This is a genomic window from Methylobacterium brachiatum (genome assembly GCF_020523825.1).
In the GTDB taxonomy this organism is placed as follows: domain Bacteria; phylum Pseudomonadota; class Alphaproteobacteria; order Rhizobiales; family Beijerinckiaceae; genus Methylobacterium; species Methylobacterium brachiatum.
This window is the reverse complement of the sequence record NZ_JAJALK010000024.1, coordinates 13,205-28,882: the sequence shown is the minus strand read 5'-3', so window position 1 is coordinate 28,882 and position 15,678 is coordinate 13,205. Positions and strand designations below refer to the sequence as shown.

Annotated in this window: 18 protein-coding genes; 14 read left to right on the top strand and 4 right to left on the bottom strand. The window is 70.6% G+C overall.

All coding sequences use genetic code 11. The features are described from left to right. Positions 1 to 28 precede the first annotated feature (28 nt). From LGR69_RS29210 to LGR69_RS29185, 6 genes are all read left to right on the top strand, one after another. On the top strand, positions 29 to 1,420 hold the full coding sequence (locus tag LGR69_RS29210) for a family 2B encapsulin nanocompartment shell protein (protein ID WP_007565413.1): 1,392 nt from the start codon (positions 29 to 31) through the stop codon (positions 1,418 to 1,420). Then, positions 1,407 to 3,407 (top strand): family 2A encapsulin nanocompartment cargo protein cysteine desulfurase, encoded by a 2,001-nt coding sequence (locus tag LGR69_RS29205; RefSeq protein WP_230368245.1) that lies wholly within the window; start codon positions 1,407 to 1,409, stop codon positions 3,405 to 3,407. Before LGR69_RS29210 ends, LGR69_RS29205 begins: the two co-directional genes overlap by 14 nt. 450 nt (positions 3,408 to 3,857) lie before the next feature. Then, positions 3,858 to 4,955 carry an LLM class flavin-dependent oxidoreductase gene (locus tag LGR69_RS29200; protein WP_230368244.1) on the top strand — a complete coding sequence of 366 codons (1,098 nt, stop codon included), beginning with the start codon at positions 3,858 to 3,860 and terminating at the stop codon, positions 4,953 to 4,955. After that, the gene (locus LGR69_RS29195; protein WP_230368243.1) at positions 4,955 to 5,905 is read left to right on the top strand and encodes an ABC transporter substrate-binding protein; all 951 of its coding nucleotides are present in this window, start codon (positions 4,955 to 4,957) and stop codon (positions 5,903 to 5,905) included. The genes LGR69_RS29200 and LGR69_RS29195 overlap by 1 nt, the downstream gene beginning before the upstream one ends. A 31-nt stretch (positions 5,906 to 5,936) precedes the next feature. After that, positions 5,937 to 6,476, top strand: a complete 540-nt coding sequence (locus tag LGR69_RS29190) for a cupin domain-containing protein (RefSeq protein ID WP_007565409.1) — start codon at positions 5,937 to 5,939, stop codon at positions 6,474 to 6,476. A 19-nt stretch (positions 6,477 to 6,495) separates the two neighbouring features. Continuing rightward, positions 6,496 to 7,842, top strand: a complete 1,347-nt coding sequence (locus LGR69_RS29185) for an LLM class flavin-dependent oxidoreductase (RefSeq protein ID WP_230368241.1) — start codon at positions 6,496 to 6,498, stop codon at positions 7,840 to 7,842. Between the two features lie 34 nt (positions 7,843 to 7,876). On the opposite strand, the gene LGR69_RS29180 is transcribed toward LGR69_RS29185, so the two are convergent. Both LGR69_RS29180 and LGR69_RS29175 read right to left on the bottom strand, forming a co-directional pair. Beyond that, positions 7,877 to 8,239, bottom strand: a complete 363-nt coding sequence (locus tag LGR69_RS29180) for a DUF6481 family protein (protein WP_208601082.1) — start codon at positions 8,237 to 8,239, stop codon at positions 7,877 to 7,879. Positions 8,240 to 8,338: 99 nt separating this feature from the next. Then, positions 8,339 to 8,548: a cold-shock protein gene (locus tag LGR69_RS29175; RefSeq protein WP_007565404.1), complete on the bottom strand. Its 210-nt coding sequence runs from the start codon at positions 8,546 to 8,548 to the stop codon at positions 8,339 to 8,341. Positions 8,549 to 9,200: 652 nt separating this feature from the next. Here LGR69_RS29175 and groES point away from each other — a divergent pair. From groES to LGR69_RS29150, 5 genes are all read left to right on the top strand, one after another. Next, on the top strand, positions 9,201 to 9,488 hold the full coding sequence (gene groES / locus LGR69_RS29170) for a co-chaperone GroES (protein WP_007565402.1): 288 nt from the start codon (positions 9,201 to 9,203) through the stop codon (positions 9,486 to 9,488). Between the two features lie 90 nt (positions 9,489 to 9,578). After that, positions 9,579 to 11,222: a chaperonin GroEL gene (gene groL, locus LGR69_RS29165; RefSeq protein ID WP_230368240.1), complete on the top strand. Its 1,644-nt coding sequence runs from the start codon at positions 9,579 to 9,581 to the stop codon at positions 11,220 to 11,222. 161 nt (positions 11,223 to 11,383) lie between these two features. Next, positions 11,384 to 11,728, top strand: coding sequence for a hypothetical protein (locus tag LGR69_RS29160; RefSeq protein ID WP_230368239.1), 345 nt, complete (start codon positions 11,384 to 11,386; stop codon positions 11,726 to 11,728). Between the two features lie 63 nt (positions 11,729 to 11,791). Continuing rightward, positions 11,792 to 12,034, top strand: a complete 243-nt coding sequence (locus LGR69_RS29155) for a DUF6522 family protein (protein ID WP_007567299.1) — start codon at positions 11,792 to 11,794, stop codon at positions 12,032 to 12,034. 112 nt (positions 12,035 to 12,146) lie between these two features. Next, positions 12,147 to 12,494: a hypothetical protein gene (locus LGR69_RS29150; RefSeq protein WP_230368238.1), complete on the top strand. Its 348-nt coding sequence runs from the start codon at positions 12,147 to 12,149 to the stop codon at positions 12,492 to 12,494. 430 nt (positions 12,495 to 12,924) lie between these two features. Here the strand turns inward: LGR69_RS29150 and LGR69_RS29145 are convergent, their stop codons facing one another. Further along, complete coding sequence (locus LGR69_RS29145) at positions 12,925 to 13,476, bottom strand: hypothetical protein (RefSeq protein WP_230368237.1); 552 nt, start codon at positions 13,474 to 13,476, stop codon at positions 12,925 to 12,927. 450 nt (positions 13,477 to 13,926) lie between these two features. Between LGR69_RS29145 and LGR69_RS29140 the strand changes: the two genes are divergently transcribed. Beyond that, positions 13,927 to 14,241, top strand: coding sequence for a hypothetical protein (locus LGR69_RS29140; RefSeq protein ID WP_007567293.1), 315 nt, complete (start codon positions 13,927 to 13,929; stop codon positions 14,239 to 14,241). A 49-nt stretch (positions 14,242 to 14,290) separates the two neighbouring features. Here the strand turns inward: LGR69_RS29140 and LGR69_RS29135 are convergent, their stop codons facing one another. Then, the gene (locus LGR69_RS29135) at positions 14,291 to 14,533 is read right to left on the bottom strand and encodes a hypothetical protein (RefSeq protein WP_039903917.1); all 243 of its coding nucleotides are present in this window, start codon (positions 14,531 to 14,533) and stop codon (positions 14,291 to 14,293) included. 181 nt (positions 14,534 to 14,714) lie between these two features. Between LGR69_RS29135 and LGR69_RS29130 the strand changes: the two genes are divergently transcribed. Continuing rightward, positions 14,715 to 15,017, top strand: a complete 303-nt coding sequence (locus LGR69_RS29130; RefSeq protein ID WP_007567288.1) for a hypothetical protein — start codon at positions 14,715 to 14,717, stop codon at positions 15,015 to 15,017. Positions 15,018 to 15,318: 301 nt separating this feature from the next. After that, entirely contained in the window at positions 15,319 to 15,600 is a 282-nt protein-coding gene (locus tag LGR69_RS29125; RefSeq protein ID WP_007567287.1) for a hypothetical protein, read from the top strand. Positions 15,601 to 15,678: the final 78 nt, after the last annotated feature.

The following is a 15,678-nucleotide window of genomic DNA, read 5'->3' as shown; positions in this document are numbered from 1 at the left end:
CTGCCATTGCGATGAAAGAGGACGAACGATGAGTGGACCCGGTCTGAGCGTGAGCGCCACGGCGGCACGCAATCTTGCGACAGCCACCGTCACCTCGGTCCAGAACGCGGCGAACACGCCGCGCTGGCTCCTCAGGCTCCTGCCGTTCGTGGACGTCGCGGGCGGCGTCTACCGCGTCAACCGGCGCGCCGTCGTGCTGGCCCGGCCCGGCCGCGTCGACCTCGTCACCGAGAACAGGGACCGGGCGATCCGCCCCGCCTCGCTGCGGGCGGTGCCGCTGTTCAGCCGCCTGGGCGATGCCGAGCTGGCAAAGCTCGCCGACCGCTTCACCGAGAGCAAGCACAAGGCCGGCAAGATCATCCACGAGGAGGGCGCCGGGACCCGCACCCTGACCGTGGTGGCCGACGGCACGGTCGAGCTGACCTTCTCGGGGCCCTACAAGGGCCGCCTGCGCCAGGGTCTGGCCACTCGGGGCGATTATTTCGGTGACGGCGACCTGCTCGGTGCCGGCGGACCCACACCGGCCGTCAAGGCGCTCTCGGCGGTCACCCTCCTGACCCTCGATCCGGACGCCCTTGAGAACGACGAGATCCGCGCCAAGATCGCCCAGTACCGGGAGGAGCAGGAGCGGCTGAAGGGCCATACCAGCTCGCACGGCGAGCAGGGCATCGAACTGCTGGCGGTCCATACCGGCGAGCCGCGCCTGCCGACCACCTTCGTCGATTACGAGGCGCATCCGCGCGAGTATCACCTCTCGACGATCCAGACGATCCTCAACACCCATACCCGCGTCACCGACCTCTACTCGAACGAGATCGACCAGCTCCGCGAGCAGATCCGCCTCACCGTCGACGCCGTGAAGGAGCGCGAGGAGTGGGAGCTGCTCAACAACTCGCAATTCGGCCTGCTCAACGAGGTCGGCCCGCGCCAGCGCATCCCCACCCGCGGCGGCCCGCCCACGCCGGACGATCTCGACGAGCTCTTGACCCTGGTCTGGAAGAAGCCCGCCTTCTTCGTGGCGCATCCGCGCGCCATCGCGGCCTTCGGCCGTGAGGCCACCCGCCGCGGCGTGCCGCCGGTCGTCGTCCACCTGTTCGGCGCGCCGTTCATCACCTGGCGCGGCGTCCCGCTGATCCCGAGCGACAAGCTGCCGATCGACATCGATCCGGTGACCGGCGCCGAGACCACCGCGATCCTGCTGCTGCGCGTCGGCGAGGGCGAGCAGGGCGTGGTCGGCCTGCAGAAGTCCGGCGTGACCGGCGAGATCGAGCCCGGCCTGTCGGTGCGCTACATGGGCACCAACGACCACTCGATCGCCTCGCACCTGGTGACCCGCTACTTCTCGGCCGCCGTGCTGGTCGAGGACGCGATCGCCCGCCTCGATAACGTCCTCCTCGGCAACTACCATGACTATGCCTGAGGGACTGGCCTTCGGTCGACCGGAGGCGAGCCCGGCCGAGCTCGCCCATAGCGATCTGATCGGGCGCCTCGCCCGGGAGATCTACCAGCAGGGGCAGGCCGCGAGCCAGCCCTTCGCCCCGACGCTGCCCGCGGGACCCCAGGTCCCGCAGGCCCTCGAAGGCCTGCCGCAGGGACCGGGCGGCGCCCCGTTCCCGAGCGCGGCCACGGGAATCCCATCGGTTCCGGCCGGGGGGCAGCCCTCCGGCCTGCAGCCCTCCGGCCTGCAGCCGGACGGATCCGCACTCGCGGCCAAGTCGTTCGGCGGGCCCGCCCTCGGTGTGCCGGGCCTCAGCGGCCCGACCGTACCGAACCCCGCCCCCGCGAGCCCGGCCTTCTTCGACACCGCCGCGATCCCGCCGGTCCACCCGGCGAGTCCGCGCCCGGTCCTGCCGGATTTCGGCTTCCCGAGCGCGCCGGCGGCCTTCCCGGGCGGTCCCGACCTGCACCGTCAGGTGGCCGGGGATCATCCCCGCGCCAACGCCTTCGCGCAGGCGATCGCGCCGCAGCTGGTGCCGGCCGACCCGTCCCGGCAGGGCGTCGATGTCGCCCAGGAGAGCTTCGCGCGGACCGGGCACCTGTCCCGGGCGCCCGAGGCTCCGGTCTCCGACTACTACTTCCTGAATGCCGGCCCGGGCCCGGCCCGCAAGGCGCCGGCGAGCCCACGGGTCGAGCCCGCACGCTATCCGGGTCCCGCCCCGCGGCTCACCGCCCAGGGATCGAGCCCGGTGGCGGCGCCGTTCGACGTGGAGCATGTCCGCCGGGACTTCCCGGCCCTGCACCAGAGCGTCAACGGCCACCCGCTGGTCTGGCTCGACAACGCCGCCACCACCCACAAGCCGCAGGCCGTGATCGACGCGACCTCGGAATTCTACGGGCGGCACAACTCGAACATCCACCGGGCCGCCCACACCCTGGCGGCGCGCTCCACGGACCTGTTCGAGGGCGGCCGCGAGGCGGTGCGCCGCTTCCTCAACGCCCCCTCGAAGGATGACATTGTCTTCCTGCGCGGCACCACGGAGGCGATCAACCTCGTCGCCCATTCCTTCGGCCGGGCCCATATCGGCCCGGGTGACGAGATCATCGTCTCGACCATCGAGCACCACGCCAACATCGTGCCGTGGCAGCTCCTGTCCCAGGCCACCGGGGCGACGCTGCGGGTGATCCCGGTCAACGACCGGGGCGAGATCATCTTCGAGCAATACGCGGCCCTGCTCTCGGGCCGGACGAAGATCGTCTCGGTGACCCATGTGGCGAACGCGCTGGGCACCGTGAACCCGGTGCGGGAGATCATCGCCCTGGCCCATGCCTACGGGGTGCCGGTGCTGGTCGATGCGGCGCAATCCTCGCCGCACATGCCGCTGGACGTGCAGGCCCTCGACGCCGACTTCCTGGTCTTCTCCGGCCACAAGGTGTTCGGGCCGACCGGGGTGGGGGCGCTCTACGGCAAGACGCACCTGCTCGCGGCGGTGCCGCCCTGGCAGGGCGGCGGCCACATGATCGAGGACGTCACCTTCACCCGGACCGTCTACAAGGGCGCCCCGGAGAAGTTCGAGGCGGGCACACCGGACATCGCGGGCGCGGTCGGCCTCGGCGCGGCGCTCGACTATCTGGAGCGCATCGGCCTGCCGGCGATCGCCGCCTACGAGCATGACCTGCTGGACTACGCGCAGGCCGGCCTCGCCGAGGTGAAGGGCCTGCGCCTGATCGGCACGGCCCGCGAGAAGGCGAGCGTGATGTCCTTCGTGATCGAGGGGCAGGAGAACGAGGCGGTGGCCCACCATCTCGACGCGCACGGCATCGCGGTGCGCTCGGGCCATCACTGCGCCCTGCCGGCCCTGCGCCGGTTCGGAATCGACCAGTCGGTGCGGGCCTCGCTGGCCTTCTACAACACCAAATCCGACGTGGACGTGTTCCTCAAGGCGCTGCACAGCCTGCCGCGGCACTGAGCCGGACCGCGACGGGACGGACCGAAACAAAAACCGGGCGGACCCCGAAAGGTCCGGCCGGTTTTCCCGTTCTGGACGGTGGCGTTTCCCGCGCGTGCGGTGCCCCGCAGACGATGGTGATCCTGTGCGTCGGCCGGCACGCCCCGGGGTGGCCGTCGGGTCCGCGTCTTTCGTGGATGGCCCGGCTCTGCTTTCCGTCGGGAGATGCCCGGGGGCCTGCGCATGCGTGAAACGCGAAAGCATTCGCGATCCACCAGCTGACGAGCAGGGTCTTCTCGTATTCCCGGGTTGCGGCGGGACTTATTCTTTCGTTCTCCAAATTTTCGAAAGACGCTTTCGTTGACGCTCCGCGTCTCGGGGCGGACCATCGCGGCCTCCTTCGCGAACCTTGCGACAGCCCCGATGGTCTGCCGTGGCCATCGCCGCGCCGGCCCCGACACGGAGATTTTCATGAGCCTGCTGCCCCCGGAGGCCGTCGAGTTCATCGGCTTCGTCGCTCCCCGCCACAGCTCCGAGATCCACCCGGCGCAAGGTCCGGCGATCGACCGGGACTACCTGAAGCTGCTGGCCCAGGCGCATGAATGGGGCGGGTTCGACCGGGTGCTGGTGGCGTTCCATTCGACCTCGCCGGACGCCCTCCTGCTCGCCGCCCAGGTCGCAACCGTCACCGAGCGGCTCGGGCTGATGATCGCCCACCGCACCGGCTTCACGGCGCCCACCGTGGCGGCCAGGCAATTCGCGACGTTGGACCAGCTCACCGGCGGCCGGGTCGCGATCCACGTGATCAGCGGCGGCGACGACCGGGAGCTCGCCCAGGACGGCGACCACCTCACCAAGGACGAGCGCTACGCCCGCACCGGTGAGTTCCTCGACATTGCCCGCCAGAGCTGGACCGCCGCGGCGCCGTTCGACTACGCGGGCGCGTTCTACCGGGTGGAGCGGGGCTTCTCCGAGGTGAAGCCGGTCGATTCAATCCCGGTCTATTTCGGGGGCGCCTCGCCGGCGGCTCTGGCGGTGGCCGGCCGCCACGCCGACACCTACGCCCTGTGGGGCGAGACCCAGGCCCAGGTCCGGGAGCTGATCGGGCGGGTCCGGGACGCCGCCGCGCCGCATGGGCGCCAACCGCGCTTCAGCCTGTCGGTCCGGCCGATCCTGGCCGAGACCGAGGCGCGGGCCTGGGCTCGCGCGGAGGATATCCTGGCCCGGACCCGCGCCGCCCGGGCGGCACGGGGCCTCGGCGCGGCCGCCGCGCTGCAGAACGAGGGCTCACGCCGGCTGCTGGCGGCGGCGGCCGCGGGCTCGCGCCTCGACAAGCGGCTGTTCACCGCCATCGCGGCCGAGACCGGGGCGGCGGGCAATTCCACCGCCCTGGTCGGGACGCCCGAGCAGGTGGCCGAGGCGCTGCTCGACTATCACGACCTCGGGGTGCGCACCTTCCTGATCCGCGGCTTCGATCCGCTGGAGGACGCGATCCAGTACGGCCGGGAGCTGCTGCCGGCCTTCAAGGCCGCGCTCGCGGCCCGCGGCCGCGCCGCCGAGGCCGCCTGATGCGCGCCGCGATCCTGATCCTCGTCGCCCTCCTGGCCCTCGGGCCGGCCCGGGCGGAGGACGTGCTGCGGATGGGCGACCAGCGCGGCAATGCCCGCGCCCTGATGGAGGCGGCGGGCGTCCTCGACGGCCTGCCCTACCGGCTGGAATGGAGCGAGTTCCCGGCGGCCGCGCCGCTTCTCGAAGCGCTGAACGCCGGGGCGATCGATGCCGGCGGGGTCGGCGACGCGCCCTTCACCTTCGCGGCCGCCGCCGGGGCACCCGTGAAGGCGTTCATGGCGTTCCGCAACCGGCAGGACGGGCTGGCGATCCTGGTGGCGCCCGATTCGCCGATCCGGAGCGTGGCGGATCTCAAGGGCAAGCGCGTCGCCACCAACCGCGGCTCCATCGGCCACCAGGTGGTGCTGGCCGCCCTGGCGGAGGCGGGGCTGCCGTTCGACAGCGTCCTGTTCAGCTTCCTGCCCCCGGCGGATGCCAAGATCGCCCTCGCCTCCGGGTCTGTGGAGGCCTGGGCGACCTGGGAGCCCTACACGTCCACGGCGGAACTCGCCGGCCTGGCCCGGGTGGTCCGCGACGGCAACGGCATCACTCCCGGCCTCACCTTCACGGTGGCGCGCGACAGCGCCCTGACGGACAAGCGGCCCCTGCTGGCCGATTTCGCCGCGCGCCTCGCCCGAGCCCGGGCCTGGGCGCTCAAGGACCCGGCACCCTACGCGAAGGTCTGGTCGAAGCTGATCGGCCTGCCGGAGGCGGTGCCGCTGCGCTGGTTCGGCCGCGCCGGCTACCGGACCGTGCCGATCGACGCCGACGTGATCGCCGACGAGCAGCGCACCATCGACCTCTATGTCCGCGCCGGCCTGATCCCGAAGGCCCGCGCCCCGCAGGCGGCGGCGATCTTCGACACGGGATTCTCCCGAGCCCTGTCCGAAGCCTCGGCGGCGGTGCAATGATGCGGCGCTCCCCCGGATGGAGGTCCTGACGATGCACGACACCGGCGACGGCCACACGCATGCCCATGACGACGCGCACGGCCACGATCACGACCATGCCGCAGGGGAGGGGGCGCCGCGCTGGAAGCATGACGGCGTGCGGGTGATCCCGGGCGACCAGCTCGACAGCAACACCGCGCAGACCCCGGGGATGTTCCGGCAGGCGGCGGTCAACGCCGCCCGGGTCGGCGCCCAGAAGATCTGGGCCGGCACGGTGGCGATCCAGCCCGACGCCAAGACCGGCGTGCACCATCACGGCGCCCTGGAGAGCGTGATCTACGTGGTCTCCGGCCGCGCCCGGATGCGCTGGGGCGAGCGGCTCGAATACGTGGCCGAGGCCGGGCCGGGGGACTTCATCTTCGTGCCGCCCTATGTGCCGCACCAGGAGATCAACGCCTCCACGGACGAGCCCCTGCACTGCGTGCTGGTGCGCTCGGACAACGAGGCCGTGGTGGTCAACATCCCGGATGTCGAGCCGGTGGAGCGGCCCGAGGCGGTCCACTGGGTCGACCCGATCCACAAGCACCCGTGAGGACCCGCGGAGCGCCGCCATGAGTCGAGACCGCCAGCTGCATCTCGGCGCGTTCATGCGCCCAGTCGGGATCCACACGGCCTGGTGGCGCTATCCCGGCGGCTACCCGGACGCGAATTTCAACTTCGAGCACTTGGCGCAGTTCGCCCGGCGGTTGGAGGCGGCGAAGTTCGACGCCTTCTTCATGGCCGACCATCTGGCGGTGATGAACATGCCGATGGCGGCCCTGCGCCGCTCCGCCACCGTGACCTCGTTCGACCCGCTGACGCTGCTGCCGGCCCTCGCCGCGCTCACGTCGCGGATCGGCCTGATCGCCACGGCCTCGACCACCTACAACGAACCCTACCATGTGGCCCGGAAGTTCGCCTCCCTCGACCACATCTCGAAGGGCCGGGCCGGCTGGAACCTCGTCACCTCGGGCAACCCGGACGAGGCGCTGAATTTCGGCCGCGACGCGCATCTCGACCACGCGGTGCGCTACGCCCGGGCGCGCGAGTTCTACGACGTGGTCACCGGCCTGTGGGATTCCTGGGCCGACGACGCCTTCCTGATGGATCCGGAGAGCGGCCTGTTCTTCGAGTCCGACAAGCTGCACGTCCTCGACCACCGGGGCGAATTCCTGACGGTGAAGGGGCCGCTCAACGTCGCCCGGCCGGTTCAGGGCTGGCCGGTGATCGTCCAGGCCGGCGCCTCCGAGGCCGGAAAGCAGATCGCGGCCGAAACCGCCGAGATGGTGTTCGGCGCCAGTCCCACCCTGGAGGCCGCACAGGCCTACTATGCCGACGTGAAGGGCCGGATGCCCGCGCTGGGGCGCGATCCCGACCACCTGAAGATCCTGCCCGGCGCCCTGGTGATCTTGGGCGAGACCGAGGCCGAGGCGCAGGCCAAGCGGGCGCGCCTCGACGATCTGGTCCATCCCGACAGCGGGCTCGCCAACCTGTCGGTGCGGCTCGGGGTCGACGCCTCCGGCTTCGATCTCGACGCGCCCCTGCCCGAGATCCCTGAGACCAACGCCAGCAAGACCAGCCAGGCGCAGATCCTGGACTATGCCCGCCGGACCGGCGCCACCGTGCGCGACCTCGCCCGCAAGGTCGGCGCCTATGCCGGGCTCCATTTCGTGGGGACGCCCACGCAGGTCGCGGACCGGATGGAGGAATGGCTGGAGGGCCGCGGCTGCGACGGCTTCAACGTGATGTTCCCGTTCGTGCCCCAGGGGCTCGACGACGTGGTCGACACGCTGGTGCCGGAACTGCAGCGGCGCGGCCTGTTCCGGCGCGACTATGCCGGCACGACCCTGCGCGACCATCTCGGCCTGCCGCGCCCGCCGAACCGGTTCTTTGCGGCGGGGCTGCCGGAGCGCGCGTGATGGAGAGCTGCGTCGGCGGCGCTCCGCCCTGTGCTTACCGCTTCACCTTGGCCTTGCGGGCGGCGAAGCGGGCGTCGCGGGTCGCCTTCTGCTCGGCGGCCAGGGCGGCCTGGCGCTCGACCTTCTCGGCGGCCTGACGGACCAGTTCGGCGGCCGCGCGCTCCTGCTCCGCGAGCGCTTCCGCGGCGCGGACCGCCTCCGCGGCGGCGCGGGCGGCTTCCCGCTCGCTCACCCGCACCTCGCGGGCCTCGGCGACGGCCTGACGCTCGGCCTGGCGGGCGAGGACGGCCGGATCGTCCGCCGCGGGGCGCGCGCGGAACTGGGCCAGCCGCTCTTCCTTGGCCTTGGCACCGGCCTCGAGACGATCAGACAGCTGCGTTTCTTTGAATTGACCCACGGAGACTCCTCGCGCGCCGCAGCGCCCGTATCAGAAACAGAAGAAGCCGCTCCACACTGGGAACGGCTTCGAAACGCGTCCTCGGTTGAGGCGCGAGGTTCAGGCGGCCTGGAGGCTGCCGGCGGATTGCTTGCCGCTGCGACGGTCGGTTTCCAGCTCGTAGGAGAGCTTCTGACCCTCGATCAGGTTGCGCATGCCGGCGCGCTCGACGGCCGAGATGTGCACGAACACGTCCTTGCCGCCATCGTCAGGCTGGATGAAACCGAAGCCCTTGGTCTCGTTGAACCACTTAACGGTGCCGATGCTCATAACTCTTCCAACTGCTTCAGAGCATGGTGCGGAGACCGGAGACCGGTCTGGCGTGATCACCAGGCTGTAACAAAGATCCAGGGCCTGCCGCCGTTGCGCTGCGCGAGCCGCGAACTCTGGACGATCGAAGGGGGCGAGCGCGTGCCTGAGCGTGCGCCCGTCCGTGGTCGTCGAAACTGGGAGAGATGCAGAGCGCTCGCCCTGTTGTGGCGAGACGGCCGAATATCTGGCCAAAGATCGATTTATGATCTGTAGCGCATCGACGGGATAATCACAATCGTCAAATGTGTTGCACGAAAATTCGGTGCGGCGCGCCGGTAAAGCGCGATTTTTCGCGCGGTTATTCTGGTGTATCAATACGGATCTTGAGGCCGCCCGTTGCGCGGCCGTACCCGGACGGATGCCGGTTCCGAGCTCCGGACCGGGATCGAAGCGCGCGACCGCGTTCGAATATCAATCTGTCCGAACGCGACGAACCGCTCGAAAATCACCCTCCGCGGCGCATCGACCGTGAGACGCGTTAGCACTCTTGTCTATTGAGTGCTAAGACAGGGTCGATCCGGCGCAGGCGATTCGGTCTGCCGCCGCCTTTCCCGCACGGGCTCGGTCATGTCGACGCGAGGCCCCAGGCGGGACGACCAGGATGCCGCACATGAAGTTTCGCCCCCTGCACGACCGCGTGGTGCTACGCCGCATCGAGGGCGAGGAGAAGACCAAGGGCGGGATCATCATCCCCGATACCGTCAAGGAGAAGCCCCAGGAGGGCGAGGTCGTCGCCGTCGGGCCCGGCGCCCGGGACGAGGCCGGCAAGATCAATCCGCTGGAGGTGAAGCCCGGCGATCGCGTGCTGTTCGGCAAGTGGTCCGGCACCGAGGTCAAGATCGACGGTCAGGACCTCCTGATCATGAAGGAATCCGACATCATGGGCGTCGTCGCCTAAGGGCTCCCGCCCCCTCCGACGCTGCTCAAGCCCTTCGAGGCGCCCGCCCCGGCGCGCCTCGGGGCCGCACGACAACAGAAGAGATTGTCCATGTCAGCCAAAGACGTTCGTTTTTCCGTCGATGCCCGCGAGAAGATGCTGCGCGGCGTCGAGCTGCTCGCCAGCGCCGTGAAGGTCACGCTCGGTCCCAAGGGCCGCAACGTCGTGATCGAGAAGAGCTTCGGCGCCCCGCGCATCACCAAGGACGGTGTGACGGTCGCCAAGGAGATCGAGCTCGCCGACAAGTTCGAGAACATGGGCGCCCAGATGGTGCGCGAAGTGGCCTCGAAGTCGAGCGACATCGCGGGTGACGGCACCACCACGGCCACCGTTCTGGCCGCCTCGATCGTCCGCGAGGGCGTGAAATACGTCGCCGCCGGCATGAACCCGATGGACCTGAAGCGCGGCATCGACCTCGCGGTCGCCACGGTCGTGCAGGACATCGTGGCGCGGGCCCGCAAGGTCGCCTCGTCCGAGGAGATCGCCCAGGTCGGCACGATCTCCGCCAATGGCGACAAGGAGATCGGCGAGATGATCGCCCACGCCATGCAGAAGGTCGGCAACGAGGGTGTCATCACCGTCGAGGAGGCCAAGACCGCCGAGACCGAGCTCGACGTCGTCGAGGGCATGCAGTTCGACCGCGGCTACCTCTCCCCGTACTTCATCACCAATGCGGAGAAGATGATCGCCGAGCTCGAGGATCCCTACATCCTGATCCACGAGAAGAAGCTGTCCTCGCTCCAGGCGATGCTGCCGGTGCTCGAGGCCGTGGTCCAGACCGGCAAGCCGCTGCTGATCATCGCCGAGGACATCGAGGGCGAGGCGCTTGCCACCCTCGTGGTGAACAAGCTGCGCGGCGGCCTGAAGGTCGCGGCCGTGAAGGCGCCGGGCTTCGGTGATCGTCGCAAGGCGATGCTCGAGGACATCGCGATCCTGACCAAGGGCCAGATGATCGCCGAGGATCTGGGCATCAAGCTCGAGAACGTGACGCTCCCGATGCTCGGCCGCGCCAAGCGCGTCCGCATCGACAAGGAGAACACCACGATCATCGACGGGTCCGGCGAGAAGTCCGACATCGAGGGTCGGATCGCGCAGATCAAGGCGCAGGTCGAGGAGACCACCTCGGATTACGACCGCGAGAAGCTCCAGGAGCGTCTGGCCAAGCTCGCGGGCGGCGTCGCGGTGATCCGCGTCGGCGGTTCGACCGAGGTCGAGGTCAAGGAGAAGAAGGACCGGGTCGACGACGCGCTCCATGCCACCCGCGCGGCGGTCGAGGAAGGCATCGTCCCGGGCGGCGGCACCGCGCTGCTGCGCGCCAAGAAGGCCGCTCAGGGCCTCACCAACGACAACCCCGACGTCCAGGCCGGCATCAAGATCGTGCTGAAGGCGCTGGAAGCCCCGATCCGTCAGATCGCGTCCAACTCGGGCGTCGAGGGCTCGATCGTGGTCGGCAACATCCTGGCCAATGCCTCCGAGACCTACGGCTTCAACGCCCAGACCGAGGAGTATGTCGACATGCTCCAGGCCGGCATCGTCGATCCGGCCAAGGTCGTCCGGGCAGCACTCCAGGGCGCGGCGTCCATCGCCGGCCTGCTGGTCACCACCGAGGCGATGATCTCCGAGCTGCCGCGCAAGGAAGCCCCGGCCATGCCGGGCGGCGGCGGCATGGGTGGCATGGGCGGCATGGACTTCTAAAGGCCGGCCCAGCCGCAGACAGGACGGTCCGACGCGGCGCCGAAGCCGCGCCGGGCCGTCACCGCGTTTCGACCGGGGCTCGCGCCGAGCCCGCGACGTCCTCGCGATCGCACCAACCGGGGCGATGCGGGTTGACCTCGCGAACGGGTCGGGAGGTTTCCATGGGCGCGCATCTCCATCCGGATCCGAACGGGCCCGCGACCCGCGTGACCGGCGCCGCCCTGCTGGCTCTGGTGACGCTCCTCGCAGGTCCCACCCCGGCCCGGGCCTGGGGCGTCCCCGGATGCACCAACCTGCCCGAATACAACCGCGCCCTCGGCGCGCTTCAGGGCATGACCAGCGCCTGCGACATGAGCGTCGAGCGCGCCCGCCAGGTCATCGCCGAGCATGACGGCGTCCCGGCGGTCGCATCACCGGCTGCGCCGCCGCCCCGGATCAAGGCGAGGCGTCACCCGGGCCGCGCCCACCACAGGGGCCCCCGCCACCGCCACGCGGCCGGGCGCTAGAACCGGCTTCCAGGCCGAGGCCGGCGGCTTTAACCTCGGCGCCGTGTCGATGGAGGATGCTCCGTGCGGCTCGATCTCGGTCACAAAGGCGATTGGATCGTCGATCCCCGCGAGCTGGCGCTGCGCCTGGGCGTCAGCGTCGCCGCGCTCAAGCGCCACGAGCGGCTCGGCCAGGTCGAGGCCCGCATCAAACCCGGGTCCGGAGCGGATGCCGACGAGACCCGCGTGACCGTCCGCCTGAACGACAAGGGCTGGCGGGGCACCTTCGACCGCAGCGGGGCGCTCATCGCCGAAGAGCGATGGTGAGGCCGGATCCGCGTGAAGAAATCCGCGGTCTTCGGACTAGGCGTGGTACAGAACCGAAGTGCTTCCGCCACTTCTACCGTCGAGGACCGAGATGAACACCGTCAGATGGCTTATGGCCAAGGTTATCGGCTTCCTGTTCTCGCAGACGATCGACCACAAGAACCGCAAAGCTGCCGCCGATCGGGAGGGCGGCACCTTCGAGACCGGTTCCGCCTATCAATCGGCGGGCTTCGAGGGCGATTATCATGCGGCGACCAACCTGCTGAAGCAGCGGATGGACAAGAGCTTTCCCGACAATTTCCACGCCCGGTTGGGCTCGCAGACCAACAGCATGTACGATTACGGCGAGGACCGCGCCGGCGCGGTCGACACGGCCTCGACCGCGATCGCGATGGCGTTGCGCAACGGCGCGACCGTCAGCCAGGCCGCGGAGGCGGGCGCGGCGAGCGTCGGCATCTGAGGGACGGACGCGGCCTCACGCCTTCAGGACGCGGCGGTCACGGGAGGCAGGCATCTGCAGCCGCGCGGATCGGTGACTTTGGCGTCCTTGCAGAGCGCGGAGTCTGTCTGTCCGGGGACGGCGCACGCCTCAACCCGATCGTCCGCACGAGCAGACCTATTCCACCGCGTTGGCGGATCCACGCCATACAGGATGGGACGTGGCGCGGCCGGCATAAGCCCCCATGCGCCATCGTAGCTGTCGCCGAGAAAGGCGGCCGTGCCAATGGGCCGTGCCCGCCGATCCATGACACAGTGTCTATCCGACACCCACCCTCAGGCGCCGAAGCGGTGCTGGGCCTCGAAGGAGGAGGGGGTTGGGTTGGGGGGCACCGATCACGACCGGATGGGCGCCCGCCATGCTCTGTGATGGGCCGTGCCCGCCGCTCAGATCACCACAGGTGGCGCGGCAGCCGCCGCTTCCAGCGCTCGCCGGCCTTCAGGGTGTCGGCCTGGCGGGACAGGCGTATCGCGCGCGTCGGCATCGCGGCCGGCTGATTCACGGCGGCCCGGGCCGGAACGGGTGCGCTCGGGGCCGGGGCCGGGCGCGAAACCGCCGGGGCCGGGGTGAAGATGGGCCGTGCCGCCTCGGCCTTCGGCGCGCGCTTGGTTGCCGGCTTCGCCGCAACCTTGGCGCGACGCACCCGCGGCAGGCGTTCGATCGACGGGGCCTCGTCCACCGCCGTGTCCGGCTCGTCCTCGGTGGTGAACATCGGCATGAGGCTCGGCAGCACCCGGCGCGCCGGGGCCTCGGGCGGAGCGGATGCGACCGGGGCGGCGGGGGCGGGCTGCGCCACGGCCGGCTTCTCGGCGGTCTCCGTGGGAAGGTCCCACCAGAGGGTCTGATTTTCGCGGGGTCGCGTCGTCGTATCGGCCAACGCGACGCGGGAGGGACGGGTATTCTTGACTTCGACCGTGAACGGCCGCGCGCTCCGGCGCTTCATGTGTGCGGAATTCCTGGAAACAACGTGCTGAACGGCTCGACATGTGCCGGCACCATTTGAGCATCATAGAGGACCGAGCCGCGCATTGTCGAGCGCAGAGATCAACAATCCTGTTCGACTAACACAAGCCTTTGTGACGACCTCAAGTGCCACCGCGCCGCGGCATTGTCGAAGTACTGGCTTCGAAGCCTCGGGAGCGCCGCCGCGGCCCGCCCCGCGCAGCAACGCCGCCAGCCGACAGGCGGGAGCGCGCGAACGTCCCGATCGCCCGCCCCCGGCGCCAGCGTCCTCGGGAGCGGCCCCGGTTCACGATCCCGGAGGGCTGGGCGCGAGATCGTGCGGCCGGCCTGTCCGGAGACCTGTCGATCGGAAACCACCGTTCCGATCGCACGTTTTGGCACGAAGCCCGTGTGCAACGCGCACGGCACAGCCAAGATGAAGGAGCCTCTGATGCGTCATGCTGTCTTTGCTGTTCTTGCGCTCAGCCTCGCGACACCGGCTCTCGCGCAGACCAACACCGGTCCCGCCCCGATCGTCCAGCCCGGGCCGCCCCGTCAGGTCCCGCCCGGCACGCCGGAGGGGACCGTGGTCGTGCCCGGCGGACGGGAGAATAGCGGTCCGGGCAGCACGGCCGTGATCGCCCCGACCGGTACGGGCGCGGCGACGATCACCACCGACACCGCGGCGGGCGGCAACGCCAGCCAGCCGGAGCGCGCCGTTCCCCAGACCGGCGCCGGCGGCGGCGGCGACAATGGCGGCGGCTGAGCGCGCGCGCCGTCATCGAGCACGGCCCGCTGAACCCTGAGGCGCCCTGCTAGCCGCCCCCGCCGCCGCCCCCGCCCGTCCCCGGGCCGCCGAGATTGCCGTCCTTGTTGGGCGTGTTCCAGTGGATGATGCCGTCGTCGGCGGGGCGCAGCGTCGTGGTCGGCAGACGCGGCACGCCGAATTGCGGGGCCGCGATCGGTCCGCGGCCCTGCGGCCTGTTGGCCCGATGGCGCTGGGCGACGGCCGGGGTGCTGCCGACGATCGCGACCGCAACCAGGAGCCATTTCACCATTGCAGCTCTCATCTTCGTCCCGCCCGGCCTCCCCCGGCGGGACGGCCCTGGGAGGTGCCGGCATGGGGCTCGGCCCGCCGGACGCGCGTGGCCGATGCACCGTGTCAGGAACGGTCTGAGATGCCGAGGGGTTTCCACAAGCCAGGGGTGCATACCGGCGGCCTTGGCGAGGAGAGACCGTGTGTTCAAGATTCCGACTCTGACGGGTGGCCTGTTCGCAGCCAGCCTGTTTCTCGCGCCTGTCCCCGCCTCCGCTGCCCAGATCGGCCTCGGAGCCGTCACAGAGGCGGCCCCGGCCGTGGAACAGGTCCAGTACGGCTACGGCGGTCCCCGCTTCGGGCCCGGCTTCGGCCGCCGCCACGGCTATGGCGGCCCGCGCGGCTATGGCCGGGGTCATGGCTACGGCTACGGGCGCGGCTACGGTCGTGGCTATGGCCGCGGTTACGGCGGCCCGCGGGGCTTCGGCCGGCGCGGCGATTTCTAACGCGTCCGACACGCCTGCATGCTTCGTCAGCCCGCCCGGCCCAGAGCCGCGGCGGGCTTTCTCATGCGCGAGTCCCGCGTCGGGATCGCCCGGCCGGTGCGGGCGCAGGGTCCGCTAACCCAAGTCCGGCATTCTCGCGTCCGAGCCGCGTTGCGTATGGGCTCGACCGCTGGTGAGATCGGACGCTCCCCCGCCCCGTGAGCAGATCGGGGCGGGGCCGAGCGGCCGTGACGTCCGGCGCTCGCGTCGCCGTGACGCCCGTGGTCGTAAAACCGCCGTCCCTTCCTGCCAGAGTTCCTGCATGCGCTTGATCTACGCCGCCCTCCTCGTCTGCTGTGCCACGGCCGCCTCGGCCGGGGAGCCGCTCATGGATGGTCCCGTCGTGGGCGGCGGTTTCGGCATGAGCGGCTCGGACTATTACGGCGACATCCGCAGCCGGATGCCGTTCACCGTCGAGGCCGCGCCCCGGCCGGCGGGCGTCGCCGAGACCGAGCGCGCCCGGGCCGCGCGCATCCGCGCCGTGGCCGCGTCGCGGCGGGCGGATGCGCGATCCGCGGTGCGGCGGCGCTCGCCCCACGGCTGAGCCGGCCCCAGGCTTAAGCCCGGCCCGGCGCCGCGACGGGATCTCCGGATAATCGCCGGGCTGCCGCGCCGTTCGGCG